This is a genomic window from Pseudomonas sp. GW823-FHT03E05 (genome assembly GCF_058796855.1).
Map to the genome: position 1 here is coordinate 583,623 of NZ_JBXAJB010000004.1, position 25,063 is coordinate 608,685.

The 25,063-nt window shown below is 59.9% G+C and carries 26 protein-coding genes and 1 other RNA gene; 7 read left to right on the forward strand and 20 right to left on the reverse strand.

Annotated features, from left to right (window positions below; genetic code table 11):
* Positions 1-5 precede the first annotated feature (5 nt).
* The 9 genes from mraY to rsmI form a co-directional block, all read right to left on the reverse strand.
* Positions 6-1,088, reverse strand: coding sequence for a phospho-N-acetylmuramoyl-pentapeptide-transferase (gene mraY, locus AC1RCO_RS19585; RefSeq protein ID WP_011063313.1), 1,083 nt, complete (start codon positions 1,086-1,088; stop codon positions 6-8).
* On the reverse strand, positions 1,088-2,455 hold the full coding sequence (locus AC1RCO_RS19590; protein WP_015636930.1) for a UDP-N-acetylmuramoyl-tripeptide--D-alanyl-D-alanine ligase: 1,368 nt from the start codon (positions 2,453-2,455) through the stop codon (positions 1,088-1,090). The genes mraY and AC1RCO_RS19590 overlap by 1 nt, the downstream gene beginning before the upstream one ends.
* Positions 2,448-3,911 (reverse strand): UDP-N-acetylmuramoyl-L-alanyl-D-glutamate--2,6-diaminopimelate ligase, encoded by a 1,464-nt coding sequence (locus AC1RCO_RS19595; RefSeq protein ID WP_072442541.1) that lies wholly within the window; start codon positions 3,909-3,911, stop codon positions 2,448-2,450. Before AC1RCO_RS19595 ends, AC1RCO_RS19590 begins: the two co-directional genes overlap by 8 nt.
* Positions 3,911-5,650: a peptidoglycan D,D-transpeptidase FtsI family protein gene (locus AC1RCO_RS19600; protein ID WP_011063316.1), complete on the reverse strand. Its 1,740-nt coding sequence runs from the start codon at positions 5,648-5,650 to the stop codon at positions 3,911-3,913. Before AC1RCO_RS19600 ends, AC1RCO_RS19595 begins: the two co-directional genes overlap by 1 nt.
* A complete protein-coding gene (gene ftsL, locus AC1RCO_RS19605; RefSeq protein ID WP_011063317.1) occupies positions 5,647-5,940 on the reverse strand; it encodes a cell division protein FtsL in 294 nt (97 codons plus the stop codon). The genes AC1RCO_RS19600 and ftsL overlap by 4 nt, the downstream gene beginning before the upstream one ends.
* Entirely contained in the window at positions 5,937-6,884 is a 948-nt protein-coding gene (gene rsmH / locus AC1RCO_RS19610; protein WP_011063318.1) for a 16S rRNA (cytosine(1402)-N(4))-methyltransferase RsmH, read from the reverse strand. The genes ftsL and rsmH overlap by 4 nt, the downstream gene beginning before the upstream one ends.
* Positions 6,881-7,336, reverse strand: a complete 456-nt coding sequence (gene mraZ / locus AC1RCO_RS19615) for a division/cell wall cluster transcriptional repressor MraZ (protein WP_011063319.1) — start codon at positions 7,334-7,336, stop codon at positions 6,881-6,883. The genes rsmH and mraZ overlap by 4 nt, the downstream gene beginning before the upstream one ends.
* Positions 7,337-7,644: 308 nt before the next feature.
* Positions 7,645-7,998, reverse strand: an RNA gene (rnpB, locus tag AC1RCO_RS19620) — RNase P RNA component class A.
* A 72-nt stretch (positions 7,999-8,070) separates the two neighbouring features.
* Complete coding sequence (gene rsmI / locus AC1RCO_RS19625; protein ID WP_019093695.1) at positions 8,071-8,943, reverse strand: 16S rRNA (cytidine(1402)-2'-O)-methyltransferase; 873 nt, start codon at positions 8,941-8,943, stop codon at positions 8,071-8,073.
* 219 nt (positions 8,944-9,162) lie between these two features.
* Between rsmI and AC1RCO_RS19630 the strand changes: the two genes are divergently transcribed.
* The 4 genes from AC1RCO_RS19630 (at position 9,163) to AC1RCO_RS19645 (ending at position 12,618) form a co-directional block, all read left to right on the forward strand.
* A complete protein-coding gene (locus tag AC1RCO_RS19630; protein ID WP_011063321.1) occupies positions 9,163-10,974 on the forward strand; it encodes a penicillin-binding protein activator in 1,812 nt (603 codons plus the stop codon).
* Positions 10,974-11,345 (forward strand): YraN family protein, encoded by a 372-nt coding sequence (locus tag AC1RCO_RS19635; RefSeq protein WP_019093694.1) that lies wholly within the window; start codon positions 10,974-10,976, stop codon positions 11,343-11,345. Before AC1RCO_RS19630 ends, AC1RCO_RS19635 begins: the two co-directional genes overlap by 1 nt.
* A 104-nt stretch (positions 11,346-11,449) precedes the next feature.
* Positions 11,450-12,043: a phosphoheptose isomerase gene (locus tag AC1RCO_RS19640; RefSeq protein WP_015636934.1), complete on the forward strand. Its 594-nt coding sequence runs from the start codon at positions 11,450-11,452 to the stop codon at positions 12,041-12,043.
* A complete protein-coding gene (locus AC1RCO_RS19645; RefSeq protein WP_011063324.1) occupies positions 12,040-12,618 on the forward strand; it encodes a BON domain-containing protein in 579 nt (192 codons plus the stop codon). Before AC1RCO_RS19640 ends, AC1RCO_RS19645 begins: the two co-directional genes overlap by 4 nt.
* Positions 12,619-12,669: 51 nt before the next feature.
* On the opposite strand, the gene AC1RCO_RS19650 is transcribed toward AC1RCO_RS19645, so the two are convergent.
* The 7 genes from AC1RCO_RS19650 to rplM form a co-directional block, all read right to left on the reverse strand.
* Positions 12,670-13,083, reverse strand: coding sequence for a ClpXP protease specificity-enhancing factor (locus tag AC1RCO_RS19650; protein ID WP_011063325.1), 414 nt, complete (start codon positions 13,081-13,083; stop codon positions 12,670-12,672).
* Between the two features lie 16 nt (positions 13,084-13,099).
* On the reverse strand, positions 13,100-13,717 hold the full coding sequence (locus AC1RCO_RS19655; RefSeq protein ID WP_011063326.1) for a glutathione S-transferase N-terminal domain-containing protein: 618 nt from the start codon (positions 13,715-13,717) through the stop codon (positions 13,100-13,102).
* A 152-nt stretch (positions 13,718-13,869) separates the two neighbouring features.
* Entirely contained in the window at positions 13,870-14,652 is a 783-nt protein-coding gene (locus AC1RCO_RS19660; RefSeq protein WP_011063327.1) for a cytochrome c1, read from the reverse strand.
* A complete protein-coding gene (locus AC1RCO_RS19665) occupies positions 14,652-15,863 on the reverse strand; it encodes a cytochrome b (protein ID WP_011063328.1) in 1,212 nt (403 codons plus the stop codon). The genes AC1RCO_RS19660 and AC1RCO_RS19665 overlap by 1 nt, the downstream gene beginning before the upstream one ends.
* Entirely contained in the window at positions 15,863-16,456 is a 594-nt protein-coding gene (gene petA / locus AC1RCO_RS19670; RefSeq protein WP_011063329.1) for a ubiquinol-cytochrome c reductase iron-sulfur subunit, read from the reverse strand. Before petA ends, AC1RCO_RS19665 begins: the two co-directional genes overlap by 1 nt.
* A gap of 253 nt (positions 16,457-16,709) precedes the next feature.
* Positions 16,710-17,102, reverse strand: coding sequence for a 30S ribosomal protein S9 (rpsI, locus tag AC1RCO_RS19675; RefSeq protein ID WP_003228056.1), 393 nt, complete (start codon positions 17,100-17,102; stop codon positions 16,710-16,712).
* Positions 17,103-17,116: 14 nt separating this feature from the next.
* Positions 17,117-17,545 carry a 50S ribosomal protein L13 gene (gene rplM, locus AC1RCO_RS19680; RefSeq protein ID WP_007928449.1) on the reverse strand — a complete coding sequence of 143 codons (429 nt, stop codon included), beginning with the start codon at positions 17,543-17,545 and terminating at the stop codon, positions 17,117-17,119.
* Positions 17,546-17,792: 247 nt separating this feature from the next.
* Between rplM and AC1RCO_RS19685 the strand changes: the two genes are divergently transcribed.
* Positions 17,793-18,833: an NADP(H)-dependent aldo-keto reductase gene (locus tag AC1RCO_RS19685; protein ID WP_053153710.1), complete on the forward strand. Its 1,041-nt coding sequence runs from the start codon at positions 17,793-17,795 to the stop codon at positions 18,831-18,833.
* Between the two features lie 79 nt (positions 18,834-18,912).
* Here AC1RCO_RS19685 and AC1RCO_RS19690 read toward each other — a convergent pair whose 3' ends face one another.
* The gene (locus AC1RCO_RS19690; protein ID WP_011063331.1) at positions 18,913-20,049 is read right to left on the reverse strand and encodes an acyl-CoA dehydrogenase family protein; all 1,137 of its coding nucleotides are present in this window, start codon (positions 20,047-20,049) and stop codon (positions 18,913-18,915) included.
* A 244-nt stretch (positions 20,050-20,293) separates the two neighbouring features.
* On the opposite strand from AC1RCO_RS19690, the gene AC1RCO_RS19695 reads away from it, so the two are divergent.
* Positions 20,294-21,193, forward strand: coding sequence for a GlxA family transcriptional regulator (locus AC1RCO_RS19695; protein ID WP_169892244.1), 900 nt, complete (start codon positions 20,294-20,296; stop codon positions 21,191-21,193).
* A 42-nt stretch (positions 21,194-21,235) separates the two neighbouring features.
* On the opposite strand, the gene zapE is transcribed toward AC1RCO_RS19695, so the two are convergent.
* From zapE to AC1RCO_RS19710, 3 genes are all read right to left on the reverse strand, one after another.
* Positions 21,236-22,330, reverse strand: a complete 1,095-nt coding sequence (gene zapE, locus AC1RCO_RS19700; RefSeq protein WP_401402180.1) for a cell division protein ZapE — start codon at positions 22,328-22,330, stop codon at positions 21,236-21,238.
* Positions 22,331-22,418: 88 nt separating this feature from the next.
* Complete coding sequence (locus tag AC1RCO_RS19705; RefSeq protein WP_077934743.1) at positions 22,419-23,774, reverse strand: tryptophan--tRNA ligase; 1,356 nt, start codon at positions 23,772-23,774, stop codon at positions 22,419-22,421.
* 24 nt (positions 23,775-23,798) lie between these two features.
* Positions 23,799-24,428 carry an alpha/beta hydrolase gene (locus tag AC1RCO_RS19710; RefSeq protein WP_011063335.1) on the reverse strand — a complete coding sequence of 210 codons (630 nt, stop codon included), beginning with the start codon at positions 24,426-24,428 and terminating at the stop codon, positions 23,799-23,801.
* A gap of 144 nt (positions 24,429-24,572) precedes the next feature.
* Between AC1RCO_RS19710 and AC1RCO_RS19715 the strand changes: the two genes are divergently transcribed.
* Positions 24,573-25,007 carry a Z-ring associated ZapG family protein gene (locus AC1RCO_RS19715; RefSeq protein WP_011063336.1) on the forward strand — a complete coding sequence of 145 codons (435 nt, stop codon included), beginning with the start codon at positions 24,573-24,575 and terminating at the stop codon, positions 25,005-25,007.
* Positions 25,008-25,063: the final 56 nt, after the last annotated feature.

Sequence of the window (25,063 nt, forward strand, 5' to 3'; positions counted from 1 at the left end):
TCGTTCTACCTCAGCTTCAGGGTGGCAAGGCCGATCAGCACCAGAATCACGGTGATGATCCAGAAACGGACGATCACGCGCGGCTCGGGCCAGCCCTTGAGTTCAAAATGGTGGTGAATCGGCGCCATGCGAAACACACGGCGGCCGGTCAACTTGAAGGAGGCAACCTGGATCACCACGGACAGGGTTTCCATCACGAACACGCCGCCCATGATGAACAGAACGATTTCCTGACGGACGATGACCGCGATAGTGCCCAGGGCCGCGCCCAGCGCCAGGGCGCCAACATCACCCATGAACACCTGCGCCGGGTAAGTGTTGAACCACAAGAAGCCCAGGCCCGCGCCAATCAGCGCACCACAGAAGACAATCAGCTCTCCCGCCCCCGGTACATAAGGAATCAGCAGGTATTCGGCGAACTTCACGTTACCCGACAGGTAGCAGAAGATGCCCAGCGCACCGCCCACCATCACCGTCGGCATGATCGCCAGGCCATCGAGGCCATCGGTCAGGTTGACCGCGTTGCTCGAACCGACGATGACGAAATAGGTCAGGACCACGAAGCCGATGCCAAGGGGAATGCTCACGTCCTTGAGCATCGGGATCAGCAGAGTGGTTTCCACCGGACTCTGGGCAGTCATATAAAGGAAGATCGCCGCGCCCAGGCCGAACACCGATTGCCAGAAATACTTCCAGCGGCTGGGCAGGCCACGGGAATTCTTCTCGATCACCTTGCGATAGTCGTCGACCCAGCCGATGGCACCAAAGGCCAGGGTCACCAGCAGCACGACCCACACATAGTGGTTGCGCAGGTCGGCCCACAGCAGGGTGCTGATACCGATGGCCGAGAGAATCAGCGCACCGCCCATGGTCGGTGTGCCCGATTTGGACAGGTGAGATTGCGGACCATCGTTACGCACGGACTGGCCGATCTGGCGGTTCTGCAGAGTGCGGATCATCCACGGACCCAGGCACAGCGCCAAAGACAGCGCGGTCAGTACCCCGAGGATCCCGCGCAGGGTCAGGTACTGAAAGACCGCGAAGCCTTTGTAGAACTGTTGCAGGTACTCCGCTAGCAGCAGCAGCATCAATGTTTCTCCGTACTGGAGCCGCACAAAGCCGCGACGATGTTTTCCATCACCGCGCTGCGCGATCCTTTGATCAAAATGGTGGTATTTGGGTCTTGCTCGACGCCCAGGGCGGCAATCAGGTCAGCCTGGCTGGCGAAGTGGCGCGCGTGCTCGCCGAAGGCGGCAACGGCATGAGCCATCATCGGGCCTACGGCGTAGAGGGCCGAAACCTTGCCAGCGGCATATGCACCTACTTCGCGGTGCCCCTGCTCCGCCCACTCGCCCAACTCGCCGATGTCTCCGAGCACCAGGACGGTGCGGCCGGAAAAGCCGGCGAGTATATCAACGGCGGCGCACATTGAGGTGGGGTTTGCGTTGTAAGTGTCATCAATGACCCGCATGCCGTTCTTGGCCAGTTGGGCGACGGTACGCCCCTTGACCGGCTGCACCGCATTCAGGCCGGTGACGATGCCGAACAGCGAGACGCCCATGGCGTGGGCCGCGGCTGCCGCAGCCAGGGCATTGGCAACGTTATGGGTGCCCAGCAGGTTCAATTGCACCGCCTCCACACCCTTGGGGCTGTGCAACTTGAAGGATGGGCAGCCACGGGCATCGCGACCGATATCGGAGGCAAAGAAATCGGCAGAACTGTCAGTCAGCGCGAAGCTCAGCACCTGACGGCCGGCAGCACGGGCCTTCCAGATAGGGAAAGCCTTGTCGTCCAGGTTGAGCACGGCGATCCCGGCGCTATCGAGGCCTTCCAGGATTTCCCCCTTGGCCTCGACAATCTTCTCCGGCCCGCCAAACTCACCGACATGAGCGGTGCCGGCGTTGTTGATGATCGCTACGTGGGGGCGAGTCATGGCCACGGTGTAGGCAATCTCGCCGATGCGCGAAGCGCCCAGCTCTATCACTGCGGCTGTGTGTTCCGGGGCCAGTTCCAGCAGGGTCAGGGGCGCCCCCAGGTCATTGTTCAGGTTGCCCCGAGTGGCGTGTACCGGACCACGGGTGCGCAGGATGCTGGCGAGCATTTCCTTGACCGTGGTCTTGCCGCTGGAGCCGGTTACCGCAGCGACCGGGCGGCTGAACGCGGCGCGATTGAGCGCACCCAACTGCCCCAGCGCCAGGCGAGTGTCCTTGACCAGCAGTTGCGGCAGCGTGCTGTCGGGAACCTCACGTTCAACCAACGCCGCCACGGCGCCCTTGGCCGCCACTTCATTCAAGTAATCGTGGCCGTCAAAGCGTGGGCCGGTCAGAGCAATAAACAGTTGGCCGGCCTGAATCGCCCGGCTATCGATACTGACGCCGCTAAAACGAGCATCGCCCGCGATCAGGCGGGCGTCCAATGGAGCCGAGACTTCACTGAGTTGCAGGGCTTTAAGCATGGCCCACCTCCCACGCGGTCAAGGCTTTGTCCGCCTCGGCGAGATCAGAAAAATCATGTCGCTGGCCGTTTATTTCCTGGTAATCCTCATGGCCTTTACCGGCCAGCACCACCACGTCATCGGCCGACGCGGAAGCGATCAGGCGAGCAATGGCCAACCCGCGACCGGCTACGAATTCCACCTTTTCTGCCGCGCTGAAGCCGGCACGAATATCGTCGAAGATTTGGGCCGGCTCTTCGCTGCGTGGGTTGTCATCAGTCACCAGCACGCCGTCGGCCAGACGCTCGACCACCTCAGCCATCAACGGACGCTTGCCGCGGTCCCGGTCGCCGCCACAACCGAACAGGCACAGCAGGCGGCCCTTGGCATGCGGACGCAGGGCCAGCAAGACTTTTTCCAGGGCATCCGGGGTGTGGGCATAATCCACCACCACCAGCGGCTGAGTACCGCCACCCAGGCGCTGCATGCGTCCGGCGGGGCCTTCAAGCTTGGGCAGGACCGCAAGAATTTCGTCCAGCGCGTATTCAAGACCCAGCAACGCACCTACCGCAGCCAGCACGTTGCTCAGGTTGAAGCGCCCGAGCAGGCAACTGCGCAGGTGGTGCTCACCCTGCGGGGTCACCAGGGTCGCGCGCACGCCATCATCGTCAAAACGCGCTTCGCGGCAGTACAGATAAGCAGCGGCGTCTTCGAGGCTGTAAGTGATCAGTCGTGACTCATGTTTGTCCGCCGCCAGTTGCCGGCCAAAATCGTCGTCGAGGTTGATCACCCGGCAACGCAGGTCGTTCCAGGCAAAGAGCTTGGCCTTGGCTGCGCCATAGGCTTCCATGGTCCCGTGGTAATCCAGATGGTCACGGGACAGGTTGGTCAGCACCGCCACATCGAAAGCCAGTGCCGCCACGCGCCCCTGATCCAGGCCATGGGACGAGACCTCCATGGCCACCGCCTTGGCTCCTGCATTCTTCAGGTCTGCCAGGGTGGCCTGCACGGCAATCGGGTTCGGCGTGGTGTGCATCCCGCTTTGCAGCGCGCCATGAAACCCGGTCCCCAGGGTACCTACCAGGCCACAACGCTGGCCGAGCAGATCCAGGGCCTGAGCCACCAGTTGGGTAACGCTGGTCTTGCCGTTGGTGCCGGTCACGCCCACCAGGTTCAACTGGCGGCTCGGGTCACCATAGAAGCGCCCGGCTATGTCCGACAGCTGCGCCGCCAGGCCCTTGACCGGAATCAGCGGTACATCGGTCAGCGGCAACACAGTTGCCCCTTCCACTTCATAAGCCACCGCGGCAGCGCCGCGCTGCAGGGCATCGGCAATGTGCGCACGCCCATCGAACTTGGCGCCGGGCACCGCAAGAAACAGGTCCCCGGCCCGCACGTTACGGCTGTCCAGGGTCAACTCACGAATCAGCAGGTCGCGACCGGCGTGGGCGAAAATCTTGTTCAGGCTAAGAGACATCAGCCGCGCCCTCCATTGGCTCGTACAGGGGTGCCGGATGCGGCGTTGGCCTGCTGCGTGGTCGGCAGGTTGTCCGGGGTGATGTTCATCAAGCGCAGGGTGCCGGACATCACTTTGCTGAACACCGGCGCCGATACCAGGCCACCGAAGTAACCGGCTTTGCTCGGTTCGTCGATCACCACCACGATGGCGTAGCGTGGATCACTCATCGGACCGAAGCCGGCGAACAGCGAGCGGTAGGAGTTCTCGGCGTAGCCCTTGGTACCCACCGAAGTCTTGCGCGCAGTACCACTCTTGCCAGCCACGTGATAGGCCGGAACCTGTGCACGGAATACTCCGCGCGGGGCCTCGATCACTTGCTGCAGCATGCCCTGCATGGTCTTGGCGACATTTTCCGGAATCACCTGGGTGGTCTGCGGAGTCTTGTCGGACTTGATCAGTGTCAGCGGCGCAATACGGCCGTTGTTGGCCAATGCGGAAAAGGCGTGCACCAGCTGGATCGCGGTCACCGACAGGCCGTAGCCATAGGACAGGGTCGCGGTTTCCGCCTTGCGCCATTCGCGGTAGTTCGGCAGGTTGCCGACCCGTTCACCAGGGAAGCCGAGCCCCGTGTCCTGGCCCAGACCGATTTTCTGTGCCAGGCGGAAAATGGTTTCGCCGCCGATATCGAAGGCCACCTTACTCATGCCGACGTTACTGGAGTTGATCAGGATGCCGGTCAGGTCGAGTACCGGACCTTCGGTCTTGGAAACGTCACGGATGGTGTATTTGCCCAACTGCAGGGTGCCCGGGTAGACCTCGACGGTATCGCTGGGCTTCCAGCGTCCGGTTTCCAGTGCGGCACTCATGGAGATCGCTTTCATGGTCGAGCCAGGCTCGAACACGTCGATCATCGCGCGGTTGCGCATCATCGCCGGCTGCAGGTTGCGCCGGTTGTTCGGGTTGTAGGTCGGCTGGTTGACCATGGCCAGGATCTCGCCGGTCTTCACGTCCATGATCACCAGGCTGCCAGCCTTGGCACCGTTCTCGACGATGGCGTTGCGCAGCTCGCGGTTGGCCAGGTATTGCAGGCGCAGGTCAATCGACAACGCCAAGGGCTTGCCGGCCTTGGCGTTCTTGGTGACCTGGACGTCCTTGATCAGCCTGCCGCGCCGGTCCTTGATCACCTGGCGCTTGCCCGGAACCCCTGCGAGCCATTCGTCGTAGGCCAGTTCCACCCCTTCGCGACCGCGGTCGTCGATATCGGTGAAACCCACCATGTGCGCGGTTACTTCGCCGGCTGGATAGAAGCGTCGGAACTCCTCGATGCCATAGACACCGGGGACCTTCAGATCCAATACGGACTGGCCCTGTTCAGGCGTCAGGCCTCGGACCAGATAGATGAACTCTTTATTGGCCTGGGCTTCAAGCCGCTCGGCCAGGGCTTTCGGGTCTTGGCCAAGTGCCATGGCCAGCGCCGGCCAGCGATCCTTGGCCAGCTGCATTTCCTTGGCATTGGCCCAGAGGGTGGTCACGGGCGTACTGACGGCCAGCGGCTCGCCATTGCGATCGGTGATCAGACCGCGGTGCGCGGGAATCGGAATGTGCCGGACACTGCGTGCATCGCCCTGCCCCTTGAGGAAGTCACGGTCGACCACTTGCAGGTCGATGATGCGCCAGGCAATCGCCGACACCATGACCGCCAGCAAACCCAGCACTACACGGAAACGCCATGGATAGAGCGCGCCTTCGAGCTTCATGGCGCCACCATGCGGACTTCGGCCGCGCCGGGAATGTGCATTTTCAATTGTTCGGTGGCCAGGACTTCAATGCGGCTGTGAGCAGTCCAGGTGCTTTGCTCAAGAATAAGACGGCCCCATTCGGCCTGGGCTTTGTCACGCACGCTCAACTCGCCGTACAGCGTATTGAGCAACTGACGGTTCCAGTGGGCGCTGTAGGACACCGCAATCGCGGAAACCAGAACGCCGACGAATAGCAGGAACATGAAAAAGCTTCCGCCCGGAAGTGGCTTGGCGAAAAGCTTGCTCACCGAAGCTTCTCCGCGACGCGCATGACGGCACTGCGGGCACGCGGGTTGGCCTTGAGCTCTGCCTCGGAGGCGAACTGCGCTTTGCCGTGGATCTTGATTTTCGGCACAAAGGCTTCGAAACGTACCGGCAGATTGCGCGGCAGGTTGTCCGATTCGCCCTTGACCAGACGACGCATGAACAATTTGACGATGCGGTCTTCCAGGGAGTGGAAGCTGATCACCACCAGGCGACCACCCACTTCCAGGGACTCCAGTGCAGCTTCAAGGCCAGCCTCGAGATCACCCAGTTCATTGTTGACGTGAATGCGCAGCCCCTGGAAAGCACGGGTAGCCGGGTTCTTGCCCTTCTCCCAAGCCGGGTTGGCGACTTTCAACACTTCAGCCAGATCGGCGGTACGCTCGAACGGCTGGATCTCGCGGCGCTCGACCACGGCTCGCGCCATGCGACCGGAGAAACGCTCCTCGCCGTACTCCTTGAATACCCGGGCAATTTCCTCTACCGGAGCGGTGGCGATGAACTGCGCAGCACTGATGCCGCGAGTCGGGTCCATGCGCATATCCAGCGGGCCGTCATTGAGAAAACTGAAGCCGCGTTCAGGGTCGTCCAGCTGCGGCGAAGACACCCCCAGATCCAGCAGGACACCGCTGACCTTGCCCGCCAGGCCGCGTTCGGCAACTTCCGAACCGAGCTCGGCGAAACTGCGCTGTACAACGACAAAGCGGCCGTCTTCGGCCGCTAGCGCTTGCCCGGTGGCAATCGCCTGGGGATCCTTGTCGAATCCGAGGAGGCGCCCCTGGGGCCCGAGCTTGCTGAGAATCAGCCGGCTATGCCCGCCACGCCCGAAGGTGCCATCCAGATAGCAGCCATCAGGACGTACGGCGAGAGCCTCGACGGCTTCGTCAAGCAGTACGGTGATGTGGTTAAAGCCGCTATCAATAGTCACAGGATCAAATCACGCAGTTCATCAGGCATGGCGCCCGGTTGTTGAATAGCTGCCAGGTCCGCTGCGGAAACAGCATTCCAGGCATCCTCGTCCCACAATTGGAACTTGTTCAGTTGGCCCACCAGCATTGCGCGCTTATCCAACTTGGCATATTCACGCAGGCGCGGAGGCACCAGAAAACGACCACTGCCATCGAGTTCAAGGTCGACGGCGTTACCAATCAGCAAACGCTGCAAACGACGGTTCTCTTCACGAAGAGAAGGCAGTGCGCGCAGTTTGGTTTCAATCAGCTCCCACTCATCGAGGGGGTAAACACACAAACAGGGATCAACGGCATCGATGGTGACGATTAACTGCCCGGAACTTCGCGAAACGAGCTCGTCACGATACCGGCTCGGCATGGCGAGACGGCCTTTTGCATCGAGACTGATAGCGTTAGCTCCGCGAAACACGTCAGCGTTTCTCCAAATTTTAGCGTTTTGCGCTCAAAAAACCCACTTCATGCCACTTTCCGCCACTTGCGCACACTATAGGAATGCGCCCACACCACCGTCAAGGCGCGCGGCGACGGAAAAGCCTTATAGAACGGAGATTTAGGAGACTTAAAGGAGAGGTAACGGGAATTCGAAGGGTGTTTCAGAGCATCAACTTCCGACAGCTCAATAAGCTGCAGCGCGAAGTTAAAGTAATTTATTAAGAGTAAGATTTTTTCGGTATTACAAAAACGCTTCTGCTATTGATTCAAGCAGGGAGGGAAAAGGTGGAGAGTCGATCTGTAAGCCGGGTTCTGTCGAGGACAGTCATTCCTCTACGATGGCCATCACTGGACATCTTTAGCAACCTACCCGGTTCCAGCGCGGGCCACGCCTTGGAACCCTATTTGGTCTTGCTCCGAGTGGGGTTTACCTAGCCACGAACTGTTACCAGACGTGCGGTGCGCTCTTACCGCACCTTTTCACCCTTACCGGCACCGAAGTGCTTAGGCGGTTATTTTCTGTGGCACTTTCCGTAGGCTCACGCCCCCCAGGCATTACCTGGCACTCCGCCCTATGGAGCCCGGACTTTCCTCCCCCCTCTAATTTTCATAGAGGGCAGCGACTGTCCAATCGACTCTCCGCCGCGCAGGTTAACGGCAGAGCGAACGAAGAACAAGCGCTAAAAGCCTTTGGCCACCCTGCTACGCAATTTATTGTTCTTTCTGTTTATCCAGGGCCACCTGATACAGCACATTCTTGCGCTCGCCAGTGATTTCCGCAGCCAAAGCAGCAGCCCGCTTCAGCGGCATTTCCTTGAGCAACAGGTCGAGGATACGCATCGACTCACTACTGATCGCCTCATCACTTTCCGGTGCTGTCCACCCCGCGACCAGCACCACGCACTCCCCACGCTGCTGATTGCTGTCGGACTCGACGAACTGGCGCAGCTCGGAAAGTGGCAGCCCCTTCAGGGTCTCGAAGGTCTTGGTCAATTCACGCGCCAGCAATGCCGGCCGCTCACCACCGAATACCGACTCCATATCCTGCAGGCATTCAAGTATGCGATGCGGCGCCTCATAGAAAATCAGCGTACGCGGCTCTTCCTTGACCGCTTCCAGGCGCGCCCTGCGCCCGACCGCCTTGGCCGGCAGAAAGCCTTCGAAGATGAACCGGTCTGAAGGCAAGCCCGCCGCCGACAACGCCGCGATCAGAGCACAGGCCCCCGGTACTGGAACCACGTTGATACCCGCCGCCCGCGCCTGGCGCACCAGGTGGTAGCCGGGATCGGAAATCAGCGGCGTGCCCGCATCGGAGATCAAGGCGACATTATCCCCAGCCAGCAGACGAGTAATGAAGCGACTGCCCTCATCACGCTCGTTGTGCTCATGGCAGGCAGCCAGGGGCGTGGAAATACCAAAGTGCTGCATCAGGCGCTGGGAATGCCGGGTATCTTCGGCAGCGATCAACGACACCTCGCGCAACAGCTTCAAGGCCCGGGCGCTGATATCGTCCAGGTTGCCGATGGGCGTCGCCACCACATAAAGCGAGCCAGCAGCGGAATTCAAAGGACCTGGAGCAGTCAAAGCGCACACCTCTTGATCGGCAAAAGCGCCATTGTAGCGCGTTGAAGCATTCTCAATACGCCTTGCGATCAGCCGGTATGGCGCTGTGCCGCGACCTTTCAGGCAGCCAAGCAACATTTGCTTGAGCTAAATCGACGGTTTATCGCCAGTAACATCGCACCCCAGCCAGCGCTTGGGTACAATTCCACGCTCATTTGATCGAGTATCAGGAACACTTACATGATCGCTTGCCTGCGGCTGTTTCTTGCCCTCTGCCTGGCTACCCTTCTGGTGGCTTGCGCCAGCTCGCCCTCTTCCAGCCTTGGCGAACTTCCACGGACACCGGATGCCAGTATCGAGCAACTGCTCGAACAGGCCGCCACCAGCAAAACTCCGGAAAAAGCAGCCCTGCTGCGCCTGAGCGCCGCCGACCTGGCGTATCGTCAAGGCAATGCCGGACGCGCCGGACAAATCCTGCAGCAAGTGCCGCTGGATCAACTCAAGCCTGCCCAGCAAATCTTCGCCAGCACCCTGTCCGCAGAGCTGGCCCTGGTGCGCAACCAGCCAAAGGCTGCCCTCACCGCACTGAGCCATCCAAGCCTGCAACACCTGAGCGAACTGCCGGCAGCTCAACAGATTCGCACCGGCAGCGTTCATGCTCGCGCACTGGAAGCCGACGGCCAGACATTGGCCGCCGCCAAAGAGCGCATCGTTATCGCGCCCTTGCTCAAGGATGATGCAGCAGCCAAAAACCACGAAGCCATCTGGGCACTGATTGCCGCCCTGCCGACCGATCAGTTGCAGCCTGCCGGCAATGACGACCTGGCCGGCTGGATGAGCCTGGCCCTGGCAGTCAAGAGCGCCGGCACCCTGGAACAGCAGCAGGCAGCCATCGATACCTGGCGCGCCCAGAATCCAAAGCACCCGGCTGCCATTCAACTGCCCCAACCCCTGATCAAGCTCAAGGAACTGGCCAGCCAGCCGGTATCGAAAATTGCCTTGCTGCTGCCACAGGACGGCCCCCTCGCATCGGTTTCCAAAGCACTGCGCGAAGGTTTCATGGCTGCTCACTACCAGGCTCAGCAAGCCGGACAGAATCCACCCAGCATCGAGTTCTATGACAGCTCGCGCCTAAGCTCGCTGGATGACTTCTACCGCAAGGCTCAGGCCGCTGGCGTGCAACTGGTCGTCGGCCCACTGGAAAAGCCCCTGGTCAAGCAACTTGCCGCTCGCCCGCAGCTGCCGATCACCACCCTGGCCCTGAACTACAGCGAAGGCGAACAAGGCCCGGCGCAGTTGTTCCAGTTCGGCCTGGCAGCCGAAGACGAAGCTCGCGAGGTTTCCCGTCGCGCCCGCGCCGACGGCCTGCACCGCGCCGCCGCTCTGGTTCCGAAAGGCGAATGGGGCGATCGCGTGCTCAAGGCATTCCGTCAGGATTGGGAAGCCAACGGTGGTAGCGTAATCGGTATCGAACGCGTCGATCAGCCCGTCGCCCTGGCACAGCAGATTGCCGACCTGTTCCAGTTGCGCCAGAGCGAAGGCCGCGCCAAGAGCCTGCAGAGCACCGTAGGCACCCAGGTAGCCGCACAGCCATCACGTCGCCAGGATATCGAGTTCATTTTCCTCGCCTCCACTCCGCAACAGGCTCAGCAGATCAAGCCGACCTTGAACTTCCAATACGCTGGTGATGTACCGGTCTACGCCACCTCCAATGTGTTCAGCGCCAGCGGCGACCAGAACCAGTACAACGACATGAACGGCGTGATGTTCTGCGAAACCCCATGGCTGCTGGATGCCAACGGCCCGCTGCGCCGCCAGGTCACCGCACAATGGCCGCAAGCCGGCGGCAGCCTAGGGCGCCTGTATGCCATGGGCGTCGACGCCTACCGATTGGCGCCACGCCTGGGCCAACTCAAGGCCCTGCCAGACAGCCGGATAGAAGGTGAATCCGGCAGCCTGGGCATGGCTGCCGGGCAACGCATCGAGCGTCAGCTGCCATGGGCCAAGTTCGTCGGGGGCCAGGTGACCCGCCTGCCCGACACGCCGCGCTAATGCTCCAAGGATCAAGCCAGCACAGCGGACGAGATGCCGAAAGCCAAGCGCTTGGGCATCTCCAACAGCACGGACTGCGCCTGCTGGCGCAGAACTGGTTGTGTAAACGCGGCGAGCTTGATCTGGTCATGCTTGACGGCGATACAGTAGTATTCGTCGAAGTCCGCTACAGAAAACACACGCAATGGGGTGGCGCACTGGGCAGTATCGATGGGCGCAAGCGTCAAAAACTGATCCTTGCCGCGCAGCTTTTCCTGCAAAGCGAATCACGCTGGTCCAGCCATCCTTGCCGTTTCGACGTGGTCGCCATTGACGGCGCCTCGGGTGCAGAAGCCCGCTTGAACTGGCTACGCAATGCCTTCGACAGCTGAAAGAAGCCCTCAGGCCGCACCCATTTTCACTCAACTTTTTTGCTCTTTGCTTTGCGGGCTGCACATTTACGTGCCACCAAGCCGCGCCACTTAAGGTCACACAGATGGACATGCAATCCCGAATTCGCCAGCTTTTTCAGGCCAGTATCGACACCAAGCAACAGGCGATGGACGTACTTGCACCGCACATCGAGCAAGCCAGCCAGGTCATGGTCAACGCCCTGCTCAACGAGGGCAAGATGCTCTCTTGCGGCAACGGCGGCTCCGCCGGCGATGCCCAGCATTTCTCCTCCGAACTGCTCAACCGCTTCGAGCGCGAACGCCCGAGCCTGCCGGCCATTGCCCTGACTACCGACAGCTCTACCATCACCTCGATCGCCAACGACTACAGCTACAACGAAGTCTTCTCCAAGCAGATCCGCGCCCTGGGCCAGCCCGGTGATGTGTTGCTGGCGATTTCCACCAGCGGCAACTCCGCAAACATTATTCAAGCGATCCAGGCCGCACATGATCGCGAAATGATTGTCGTAGCATTGACCGGTCGTGACGGCGGCGGCATGGCTTCCCTGCTGCTGCCTGAAGATGTCGAGATCCGCGTCCCGGCCACCGTCACTGCACGCATTCAAGAAGTCCACCTGCTGGCGATCCATTGCCTCTGCGATCTGATCGACAGCCAATTGTTCGGGAGTGAAGAATGACCCCTAATCGCCTTGGCCTCCTGGCCTTGACCTTGTGCCTGAGCATCACTGGTTGCAGCTCGGTGATTACCGCCACCCGCGACAAACCCATCGATGATGACCGCGGCACCCGCACCTTTGGCAGCAAGATCGACGACTCGCTGATCGAGACCAAAGTCGCCGTCAACGTCGCCAAAGCCAGCCCAGACCTGGAAAACAACTCGCACATCGTTGTCACCAGCTTCAACGGCATCGTCCTGCTGGCCGGACAAACACCCCGCCCGGACCTCAAGGCCATGGCCGAACAGGCCGCCAGCGAAGTGCAGCGCGTCAAGAAGGTGCACAACGAACTGCAGGTACTGCCACCTTCCGGCTTCCTGGCCCGCCAGAACGATGGCTGGCTGACCACCAAGATCAAGACCCAGATGCTCACCGACGCCAGCGTGCCCGCCTCGCGAATCAAGGTGGTAACCGAGAACGGCATCGTCTACCTGCTGGGCTTGCTGACCCAACAGGAGGCCACCCAGGCCACCAACCTGGTTCAAGGCGTGTCCGGTGTGCAGAAGATCGTCAAACTGTTCGAATACATCGACTGACACACAACCGCGAGATACAAAAAAGGCGATCCGGATGGATCGCCTTTTTTATTACTTGACCACTTTCAAGCTGGGTCGGCCACTGGGGCGCGGCGGCTCACTGTCCGGTGGCGGCAGGTCGTCATCCGGCTCGAGATCATCCTCTTCATCCAGAGGCGACTCCAGATCGAAGACCATGCCCTGGCCATTCTCACGGGCATAGATCCCCAGGATCGCCGCAACCGGCACATGCAGGCTGTGCGGCACACCACCGAAGCGCCCTTCGAAGGTCACTACGTCGTTATCCATATGCAGATGACGCACGGCACTGGGAGAAATGTTCAGGACGATCTGCCCATCACTGGCAAAGCCCTGGGGCACCTGCACTGCCGGATAGTCGGAATTGACCAGCATGTGCGGGGTGCAATCGTTGTCCACAATCCACTCATAGAGCGCGCGGACCAGATAAGGTCGACTGGAGTTCATAGCGGCTCCTTAAGCCTCAGCGCATATCGCGTTCGACACCAGACAGACTCGCCTGGAAAGCCTCACGCGCAAATTGGCGTTCCATATAATCAAGCAACGGCTTGGCCTGCCGCGGCAGTTCGATACCCAGGACCGGCAATCTCCAGAGTATGGGCAGTAGGCAGCAGTCCACCAGACTTTGTTCCTCACTGAGGAAAAATGGCTTGTCGGCAAACAAAGGAGAAACACCCGTCAGGCTTTCACGCAATTCCTTGCGCGCCTGCACTCGAGCAGCCTCCTTGGTCCGCGGATCAAGAATCAGATCCACTTGCCCGCACCAGTCACGCTGGATCCGGTGTATCAGCAGACGGCTGTTGGCTCGCGCCACAGGATAAACCGGCAGCAGTGGCGGATGCGGATAACGCTCATCCAGGTACTCCATCACCACTGTCGACTCCCACAACGCCAGGTCGCGATCGACCAGCGTTGGCAAGCTCCCATAAGGGTTCACTTCGATCAGCTTCGGCGGCTGACGCCCCGCCTCCACACTGATGATCTCGGCGCTGACACCCTTCTCTGCGAGCACAATGCGCACCCGGTGGGAATAGTGGTCGGCGGGGTCGGAGTAACAGGCCAACCGATTGGTCACGCCCATGGCGATCCTCCTCGCTTGTTGAAATTATCGGAAGCAGAAAAAACGAGCGCGCCCTCAGGGCGCCTCTGGTAACCCCCGAATGATACAGGGTTGTTACAGTTTCAGAGACGCCCTTGGGCGCGCACGTTCAACAACTGATGCTTAAAACGCTATCAATGCACATCCTTCCAGTATTCGCGCTTGAGCAGATAGGCGAACACGAAGAAGAAGGCCAGGTACAGCAGTACGTAGGTACCGATGCGCTGGTGCTGCAGCTTGACCGGGTTGGCCGAGTAAGCCAGGAAGGTCACCAGGTTCTTGACCTTCTCGTCGAACTGAGCCTCGTTGAGAGTCCCGGTGTTCTCCTTGATGGTCAGCTGGTCACAGGCTTCATGAGTCAGCGGCGTGCCGGTCAGCGGATCGTATTGCTTCTTGCCGTCTTCGACGATCTGCACCTGCTTGCAACCGATCACCTGGCGACCCTGCAGGCCAACCAGAACGTTAGGCATGCCCACGTTCGGGAAAACCTTGTTATTCACACCCCAAGGGCGCGCCGGGTCCTCATAGAAGGACTTGAGGTAGCCATAGAGCCAGTCGGTACCCCGCACACGGGCCACCAGGGTCAGATCCGGTGGCGCAGCGCCAAACCAGGTCTTGGCATCTGCCGGCTGCATGCCGATGTTCATGTGGTCACCGATCTTGGCGCCGGTGAAGACCAGCTTGCTCAACATCAGATCGTGAGGGATACCCAGATCGTCGGCAACCCGCTCATAACGCTGGAACTTGGCGCTGTGGCAGCCCATGCAGTAGTTGGCAAAGGTACGCGCGCCGTCTTGCAGGGCAGCTTTGTCGGCCAGGTCGATATCGACCTTCTCCAACTCAGGGCCGCCGTGCTCGGCCGCGAAAGACAATACAGGCATAGCAGCAAGAATCAGTACAGCAAATAGCTTTTTCATCAGCCAGTCACCCTTTCCGGAACCGGTTTGGTCTTCTCGAGCCTGGTGTAGAACGGCATCAGAATGAAGTAGGCGAAGTACAGGAAGGTACATACCTGCGACAGCAGCGTACGGCCCGGAGTCGGTGCCAATACACCCAGCACACCCAGGATCACGAACGAGATGCAGAACACCAGCAGCCAGATCTTGCTCAGCCAGCCTTTGTAGCGCATGGACTTGACCGGGCTACGGTCGAGCCAAGGCAGCACGAACAGCACGGCAATGGCAGCCCCCATGGCAATGACGCCCATGAGCTTGTCCGGCACCGCACGCAGGATCGCGTAGAACGGGGTGAAGTACCAAACCGGAGCAATGTGCTCAGGCGTCTTGAACGGGTTGGCCTGTTCGAAGTTCGGCTTCTCGAGGAAGTAGCCACCCATTTCCGGGAAGAAGAACACGATCGAGCAGAAGATGAAGAGGAACACCACTACGCCGACGATATCCTTCACGGTGTAGTAAGGGTGGAAAGGAATACCATCCAGCGGGATGCCGTTCTCATCCTTGTTCTTCTTGATGTCGACGCCATCCGGGTTGTTCGAACCCACTTCGTGCAGTGCCAGGATGTGCAGCACCACCAGACCGAGGATCACGATCGGCAGGGCAACAACGTGCAAGGCGAAGAAGCGGTTCAGGGTGATACCGGAAATCAGGTAGTCACCGCGGATCCACTGAGTCAGGTCGTCGCCGATGACCGGGATCGCACCGAACAGCGAGATGATCACCTGGGCGCCCCAGTAGGACATCTGGCCCCACGGCAGCAGGTAGCCCATGAAGGCCTCGGCCATCAGTGCCAGGTAGATCAGCATGCCGAACAGCCACACCAGCTCACGGGGCTTCTGGTAGGAACCGTAGAGCAGGCCACGGAACATGTGCAGATAGACCACGATGAAGAACGCCGAAGCGCCGGTGGAGTGGAGCAGACGCAGGATCGCGCCGTACTCGACGTCGCGCATGATGTATTCAACGGAAGCGAAGGCCTCTTCCGCCGAAGGGGTGTAGCTCATGGTCAGCCAGACACCGGTTACGATCTGGTTGACCAGAACCAGCAGCGCCAGGGAGCCAAAGAAATAGAAGAAGTTGAAGTTCTTCGGAGCGTAATACTTGCTGAGATGGTCTTCCCACATCTTGGTCGCGGGGAAGCGCGCATCAACCCAATCCATGAACTTGCTCATCACGCTTTCTCCGTGTCGACGCCAATGACGATGATGTCATCCGACTCATAGGAATGCGGGGGTACTGGCAGGTTCAAAGGCGCAGGTTGCGACTTGTAGACGCGACCAGCCAGATCGTAGTGGGAACCGTGGCAAGGGCAGAAATAGCCACCTACCCAGTCCTTGCCCAGATCCGCGGGCGCCACTTCAGGACGGAAGGTCGGAGAACAGCCCAGGTGGGTGCAGATACCGATCAGCAGCAGAATCTCTGGCTTGATCGAACGCACTTCCGGGTCGACGTAGGTTGGTTGTACTGAGTTCTTGGAGTCAGGGTCAGACAACTGGCCCTCGATCTTTTTAAGATTCCCCAGGATTTCCTCGGTACGGCGGACGATGAATACCGGCTGACCACGCCATTCAGCAATCATCTGCTGACCTGGGTCGATCTTGCTGATATTCACCTTCACCGGTGCACCTGCGGCTTTCGCCTTGGCACTGGGAAACCATGACCCCACGAACGGGACCGCAGCCCCCACCGCTCCAGCAGCACCCACCACGGATGTGGCTGCTACTAGGAAGCGACGCCGGCCTGCATTCACGCCGTCATTGCTCATTCAGTCCTCTCCCATCAGCTTTGTGGCCTGTTAAATCAGGCATCTACTAAGTAAAAATCTGAACTTATAAAAATTTTGCCGAATGGTAATGAAAAGCCCCTATTCTGACAAGGTAATTACCAAGCCGAGCCGGCCCGAAGCCTTGCAGTATAGGGCCTCCGCGGATGTGGCAAGTTGTCACAGAGCAAATTCTAGACAATAAAAAACGCCCAGCTCCGCGAGGAGACTGGGCGTTTTTGAACGCAGTAGCGAATTAACGCTTGGAGTATTGCGGACGCTTACGCGCTTTACGCAGACCCACTTTCTTACGCTCAACTTCACGTGCGTCACGGGTTACGAAACCAGCTTTACGCAGCGCGCTGCGCAGAGTTTCGTCGTAATCCATCAGAGCGCGAGTGATACCGTGGCGGATTGCGCCAGCTTGACCACTTACACCGCCGCCGATAACGGTGACGTAGATATCGAACTTCTCAACGGTCTCGGTCAGCTCCAGCGGTTGACGAACTACCATGCGGGCAGTTTCGCGACCGAAGAAGTTATCCAGGGAGCGGTTGTTGATCGAGATGTTGCCAGTGCCCGGACGCAGGAAAACGCGTGCGGTTGCAGTCTTGCGACGGCCAGTGCCGTAATTTTGAGTCGCCGACATAATGAACTATTCCGTTAAATCTTCAGTTCTTGGGGCTGCTGAGCAGTATGAGGGTGTGCAGCGCCCGCATAGACTTTCAGCTTACGGTACATGTCGCGACCCAGCGGGTTCTTAGGCAGCATGCCTTTTACCGCGGTCTCGATCACGCGCTCAGGGGCTTTGGCGATCAGCTTTTCGAAGTTGATCGACTTGATGCCGCCCGGGAAACCGGAGTGGGAGTAGTACATTTTGTCAGTGGTTTTAGCGCCAGTAACACGTACCTGCTCGGCATTGATCACGACGATGTAGTCGCCGGTGTCAACGTGAGGAGTGTACTCAGGCTTGTGCTTGCCACGCAGACGGCTCGCGATTTCGGTGGCCAGACGACCCAGGGTCTGACCAGCAGCGTCGACGACGAACCAGTCGCGCTTTACTGTTTCCGGTTTAGCAGTAAAAGTTTTCATTCTTTATAGCCTCAGGGGCCGCCCAGCAAAATAGACGGCGGATCTTACTGAATAGTGCTTACTTTGACAAGGTCAAAGGCAGCCGGACACAGACGCTATCGGGGGCTCGGGTCAGCGCGTCTGATATACGGCAAGATTCTTCGGCAGGCGGCGCATCACTTCCACTGCAGAAAGAGCTGCCGAATTATGCAGATTGCGAAAAAAATTTCAACCTGCTTTTATGATTGTTTTGCCAAGGGAGCACCCGATGGACTACCGCCAGCTGGGCCGAACCGATCTGAATGTGAGTGCAATTTGCCTGGGCACCATGACCTGGGGCGAGCAGAACACCGAGGCTGAAGCCTTCGCTCAGATCGAGCGGGCCAAGAACGCCGGAATCAACTTCATCGACACTGCCGAGATGTACCCGGTGCCGCCAAAGGCCGAAACCTACGCCACCACCGAGCGCTATATCGGCAACTGGTTCAAGCAGCGCGGCGACCGCGCCGACTGGGTCCTGGCCAGCAAGATCGCAGGTCCGGGCAACACCATCGACTACATTCGCGACAAACAGCTCAAGCACAACCGCAAGCATATAGTCGAAGCCGTGGATGCCAGCCTCAAGCGCCTGCAGACCGACTGGATCGACCTATACCAACTGCACTGGCCCGAGCGCAGCACCAACTTCTTCGGCCAACTGGGCTACAAGCACCAGGCCGATGAAGACTTCACTCCGCTGGAAGAAACCCTCGAAGCCCTGGACGAGCAGGTCAAGGCCGGCAAGATCCGCCATATCGGCCTGTCCAACGAAACGCCATGGGGCACCATGAAGTTCCTTGCCCTGGCCGAGAGCCGTGGCTGGCCGCGGGCGGTTTCGATCCAGAACCCCTACAACCTGCTCAACCGCAGCTTCGAAGTGGGCCTGGCGGAAATTGCCATTCGTGAACAATGCGGCCTGCTGGCCTACTCTCCTCTGGCCTTTGGCTACCTGTCCGGCAAGTACGAAGGCGGCGCGCGGCCAGCCAAGGCACGGCTAAGCCTCTACAGCCGCTTCAGCCGCTACTTCAACCCTCAGTCGGAAGCGGCCTGCAGCCGTTATGTGGCGCTGGCCCGCGAGCACGGCCTGGATCCGGCACAAATGGCCCTAGCCTTCGTCACTCAACAGCCGTTCGTGACCAGCAACATCATCGGCGCCACCACTCTGGAACAGCTGGACAGCAACATCGCCAGCGCTGCCTTGAAGTTGTCGGAGGAGGTCCTCGCCGGGATCGAGGCAATCCACAAGGATCACCCCAACCCCGCGCCTTAATAGACCCACAGTTGCTGGCTTGCCAGCGAATGGATACGTCGTATAACCCGCTTCGCACCCTTCGCCGGCGGCCCGCTTCCTATAGTGAGCGGGCAATGATCTCCTTCATGATCTCGTTGGTCCCGGCATAAATGCGCTGCACCCGGGCATCGGCCCAGGCCCGGGCCACCGGGTACTCCCACATGAAGCCGTAGCCACCGTGCAACTGCACGCATTCATCAAGCACCTTGCACTGCAGGTCAGTCCCCCAGTACTTGGCCATGGCCGCCGTCGGCACATCGAGCTTGCCCTGCAAGTGCAGTTCCAGGCAGCGATCGACAAATACCCGGCCGATCTGAATTTCCGTGGCCATTTCCGCCAGCTTGAAACGGCTGTTCTGGAAATCGGCAATTGCCTTGCCAAAGGCTTTGCGTTCGCGGGTGTATTCCAGGGTCCACTGCAACGCCGCCTCGGCACTGGCCAGGCCACCAATGGCCACGGTCAGGCGCTCCTGGGGCAACTCCTGCATCAAATAGGCAAAACCTGCCCCAGCCTGCCCCAGCAGATTCTCCTTGGGTACTCGCACATCCTGGAAGAACAGCTCGGAGGTGTCCTGAGCCTTCATTCCCACCTTTTCCAGGCGCTTGCCCTTGGAGAACCCGGGAGTATCGGCCTCAACCAGAAACAAGCTGGTGCCCTTGGCTCCGGCCTTGGGATCGGTCTTGGCCACGACTATCACCAGGTCCGCCAGGTAGCCGTTGGTAATAAAGGTCTTGGAACCATTGATCACGTATTCGTCGCCGTCGAGCACTGCCGTGGTCTTCACCCCTTGCAGGTCGGAGCCCGCCCCCGGCTCGGTCATGGCAATGGCCGTGACCATTTCCCCCGAGACCAGCCGGGGCAGGTACTTGTGCTTCAGCGATTCACTGCCGTAATGCAGGATGTAGGGCGCGACAATGTCCGAATGCAGGGAAAAACCAATGCCCGTCAGCCCCAGCCGGCCAATCTCCTCGATCACCACCGCGCTGTAGAGAAAATCCGCCCCCAGGCCGCCGTACTCCTCGGGAATGTGCGAACACAGCATTCCGGCCTCCCCCGCCTTGCTCCACAACTGACGGTCGATATAGCCCTGTTTTTCCCATTCGCCATGGAAGGGCACTGCCTCTTTCTCAAGGAATGTACGCACGCTGTCACGGAAGAGTTCGTGCTCGGAGCTGAACAAGGTTCTAGGGATCATGCAGGCACCTGTGATGGTTATTGATCATGGGTTGGCTGCCAGAGCCTAAGGCTAGCCACCTGCACGGGACACTGGACACATCCGACAAAAAATAAGACGATCCAGCCGTCTGGTGACCACTTTCCCCTATAAGAACAATTGAATTATGTCTAACCAAACCTCCACGCCCTTGCGGCGCGTCAGCATCCTGGCTATCGACCGGGTTTTCGCTTCCACCCTCATGCAAGCCAAGGATTTCTTCCATCTGGCCAGCCTGCGCTACGGCAAACAACTGGGCCAAGGCCTGACCCCGGCGTTCGAAACCCGCCTGGTCAGCCCCGACGGTCAACCCGTATGCAGTTTCAGCGACGTGATCATGCCGGTGGACGGCCCGCTGGAAGACACCGATATCATCATCCTCCCGGCGTTCTGGGACGACTTCGACACCCTGTGCCAGCGTTACCCGCAGATCTTGCCCTGGCTGCGCGCCCAGCACGCTCGCGGCGCGGTGCTCTGCGGCGAAGCCACCGGGGTGTTCTGGCTGGCGGAAGCCGGCTTGCTCGATGGCAAGGAAGCCACTACCTACTGGCGCTTCTTCAGCGCCTTCAATGAGCGCTTCCCCAAGGTCCAGCTCAATCAGGACAAGCACCTGACCGACGCCGACAACCTCTACTGCGCGGGCGGTACCACCTCGGCCTGCGACCTGTACATCTACCTGATCGAACGCTTCTGCGGTGCCAACGTGGCCCAGGCCGTGGCCCGGGACATTCTCTATGAAGTACAGCGCAGCTACGCCCCAGGGCGCATCGGCTTCGGCGGCCAGAAGCTGCATCAGGACGTGATCATCCTGCAAATCCAGCACTGGCTCGAAGAGCACTTCGCCGACAAGTTCCGCTTCGAGGACGTGGCCCGCGAGCACGGCATGAGCATTCGCAACTTCATGCGCCGCTTCCAGACCGCCACCGGCGACAAGCCCCTGCATTACCTGCAGCGCCTGCGCATCGAAACCGCCAAGGGCCTGCTCTCGGGAACGCGCAAGAGCATCAAGACCATCAGCTACGAAGTCGGCTACGACGACGCCAGTTTCTTCGCCCGACTGTTCCGCCAGCACACCGAACTTTCACCCAACCAGTACCGTCAACAGTTCCAGCAACAGGCGGCATAAAAAAAGGGCCTGCTATGCAGGCCCTTTTTCATCTGGCGATGCTTATGGCTTGTGCGCCCGCGACAGGAACTCGTGGGACTGCATCTCCAGCAGGCGGCTAAGGGTGCGCTGGAACTCGAACGTCAGGCGGCCACCGGTGTAGAGGTCCTTGAGTTCGACCTCGGCGGAAATGATCAGCTTGACGTTGCGGTCGTAGAACTCGTCGACCATGTTGATAAAGCGCCGGGCGATGTCGTCGGTGGTGACGCTCATCTGCTCCACGCCACTGAGCAACACGGCATGGAAGATCTTGCCCAGCTCGATGTAGTCGTTCTGGCTGCGCGGGCCGTCGCACAGTTCCCGGAAGTCGAACCAGGCCACATCATCGCAGGTACGCAATGCGCGGATCTCGCGGTTCTCGATGATCAACACATCGTTTTCCACCGCCTGGGTGCACTCCGGCGTCAACGCCCGGAAGCTCTTGCGCAAGCTTTCCTGTGCTTCTTCGTTCAATGGATAGTGGAACAGCTCCGCCTGCTCCAGGTGACGCAGGCGGTAGTCGACACCGCTGTCGACGTTGACGATCTCGGTGTTCTGCTTGATCAGGGCAATCGCCGGCAGGAAGCGCGCGCGCTGCAAGCCATCCTTGTACAAGCCGTCGGGGACGATGTTCGAAGTGGCGACCAGGGTCACGCCATTCTTGAACAGCTCCTCCATGAGGGTGCCAAGAATCATCGCGTCAGTAATGTCAGACACGAAGAATTCGTCGAAGCAGATCACCCGCGCCTCTTGCGAGAAACGCTTGGCGATGATGGTCAACGGGTTCTTCTCACCGCCCAGGGTCTTCATTTCTTCGTGTACGCGCTTCATGAAACGGTGAAAGTGCGTGCGTACCTTTTCCTTGAACGGCAAGGCTTCGAAGAAGGTGTCCACCAGATAGGTCTTACCGCGCCCCACTCCGCCCCAGAAATACAGACCCTTGACCGGCGTCTGATCCCTCTTGCCAAAAAGCTTGCCGAGCAGGCCCGGCTTGTTTTGCTCGGCCGCGATCAGATCGTCATACAGGCGCTGCAGATGACGCACAGCCGTTTCCTGTGCCGCATCATGAAAGAAATCCGGGCGTTTCAGATCTGCTTGGTATCGTTCTAGGGGCGTCATAATTCGTTAGCAAGGCAACAAAAACGGGCCGTCACTTTAGCGACGGCCCTGGGGAATGGCAATCAGCCCTTGGTCGGGAAGATGCCGATTAGTCCTGCGCCGGGGTCAGAGCGATGCGCAGTGCATCTACAGCCGCGTCACGGGCGCTGGCATCGGCAAAGTCCGGGCTATCCGCCACACAGGCGCCGTCCAGCCAGATACCGAATGCATTGCCCTCGGTCCGCAGATCCAGCTCCTGGCCCGATTGCAGTTGCTTGGTGACAGCACCTGCAGCCTTGCCATCAGCGAAATTGCGCGACAGCAGCAGTTGCTCGCCATCGGCCGACAGCAAACGGAAACGGAAGCTGCCGTCATCCTCTCGAAAGCTGATGAAACGCGCGGCCTTGGCGGCTTTTTTCTTGGAGGTGGCTGCCACCTGTACCTGGGCGGCGAAAGAGCGCAGGCCCACGGCTTCGCGCAGTTCGTTGAGGAACGGCGTGGCCACGGCACGGGCCTTGACGGCGCCGGCACGCAAGATGTCTTCCAGATCCGAAGGGCGTGCGATCAGTTGGTGATAACGCTCGCGGGCTTCGCCCAGTTCGGCATCCAGCAATTGGAACAGGCGGTTCTTGGCTTCGCCCCAACCCAGGCCCTGAAGCAGCTCGCTGCGGAACTCGGCGGCTTGCGCAGGGGTGGAGAACGCCTGGTACAGGGTGAACAAATGAGAGTTGTCCGGATCCTTGGCCTCGCCTGGCGCCTTGGAGTCGGTGACGATCCGCGAGATCGCGTCCTTCATGTCCTTGGCGCTGGTGAACAGCGGGATGGTGTTGTCGTAACTCTTGGACATCTTGCGGCCATCGAGGCCTGGCAAGGTGGCAACGCTTTCCTCGATCAGCGCCTCGGGCATGGTGAAGAACTCCTTGCCCTGGCCGAACAGGTGGTTGAAACGCTGGCCAATGTCCCGGGCCATTTCCACGTGCTGGATCTGGTCGCGGCCCACCGGCACCTTGTGCGCGTTGAACATCAGGATGTCCGCCGCCATCAGTACCGGGTAGCTGTACAAGCCCATGGTGATGCCGGCGTCCGGGTCTTCACCGGCCTCGACATTCTTGTCCACCGAAGCCTTATAGGCATGGGCACGGTTGAGCAGCCCCTTGGCCGCCACGCAGGTCAACAGCCAGGTCAGCTCGGGGATCTCCGGGATGTCCGACTGGCGATAGAAAGTCACGCGTTCCACATCCAGGCCACCGGCCAACCAGGTGGCGGCGATTTCCTGGCGCGAACGCTGGATACGCAGCGGGTCATCGCACTTGATCAGTGCGTGGTAGTCGGCCAGAAAGTAGAAGGAATCGGCATTGCTGTCGCGGCTGGCGACGATCGCCGGGCGGATCGCACCGGCATAGTTGCCCAGGTGCGGAGTGCCGGTGGTGGTGATGCCGGTGAGGATACGCGTACGAGTAGTCATGGGTAATCGCTTATCAGACTGCTATCAATTCGAAAGTCGCGGCAGCACCAGATCTTTCAGATCGGTGAGCTTGCCATGAAAAAAGTGCCCGCATTCTGCCACTTTCAGCAGCTCATGGGGGCGAACAAGCGCGTCGGACCAGTCGTAGACCGCCTGAGGGTCGATGACCTCATCGGTTTCCGGCTGGATCAGGGTCAACGGGCAGTTCTGCGGCAGCAGGTCGCTATCACGCAGGCGGGTGACTGCCGGCGCCACCATGAACAAGTGCTTGAGCTGCGTGCCCTGGCCTTCCAGACGCCCGCCAAGGCTGGCCGCGACAAAGCCGCCAAAGGAGAACCCGAACAGGGTCAAGGGCAGTTGCGGATGCTGGGCCTGCAACCACTGGGCTGCCGCCTGGGCATCGTCGACTTCACCGCTGCCCATGTCGTGGCTGCCTTCACTGGCGCCCACGCCACGGTAGTTGAAGCGCAGAGTGCTCAGGCCGGCATCCCGCGCAGTGCGCTGCAGGGTGGATACCACCTTATTGAGCATGGTGCCGCCCTGCACCGGATTGGGGTGGCAGATCAGCGCCATCCCACGTGCATCGGGCACCTGCAGATACAGGGCTTCCAGTTGGCCCACCGGGCCGGCAATCACTACAGGGGTTTCACGCATAAGCAAGGAAGGAACTCCGTGACCTCGAAGGGGGTCGACTCGTCTAGCAAATGGTCTGTGCCAATCTATTGCGAGTGAATCGCGGTATACAGCGCAGGTTCGAGCCGTTAACGTAAAGCAAAGCCGTTTATAGAGGAAGGACTCGTGGAACACTCGCTCTTAGTTTGGTTGTTGCCGACTCTTGCCCTGGTCGCGGGTGTCGCCATTGGATTCCTGGTCGCTCGCCTGCTGCCCAATGCCGCGCCTAACCGCACGCAGCGTCAGTTGGATGATATTCAGGAACGTTTCGACAATTATCAGAATGAAGTGGTCACTCACTTCAACAGCACCGCAACCCTGGTCAAGAAACTGACCCAGAGTTACCAGGAAGTGCAGGATCACCTCGCCGAGGGCGCCAATCGCCTGGCCTTGGACGAACTGACCCGCCAGCGCCTGCTGGCCGCCTTGCACTCGGAGTCGGTGCAGGCTCCACGTGAGCGCCTGACCCCTCCACGGGACCAGGAACCACCACGGGACTACGCGCCGAAGACGCCGAATGCCCCAGGCATGCTCGACGAACAATATGGCCTGAAGAAGTAATACGCCTCAGCCATTAAAAAAGCCCGCCCGATCTGTATCGGGCGGGCTTTTTTATG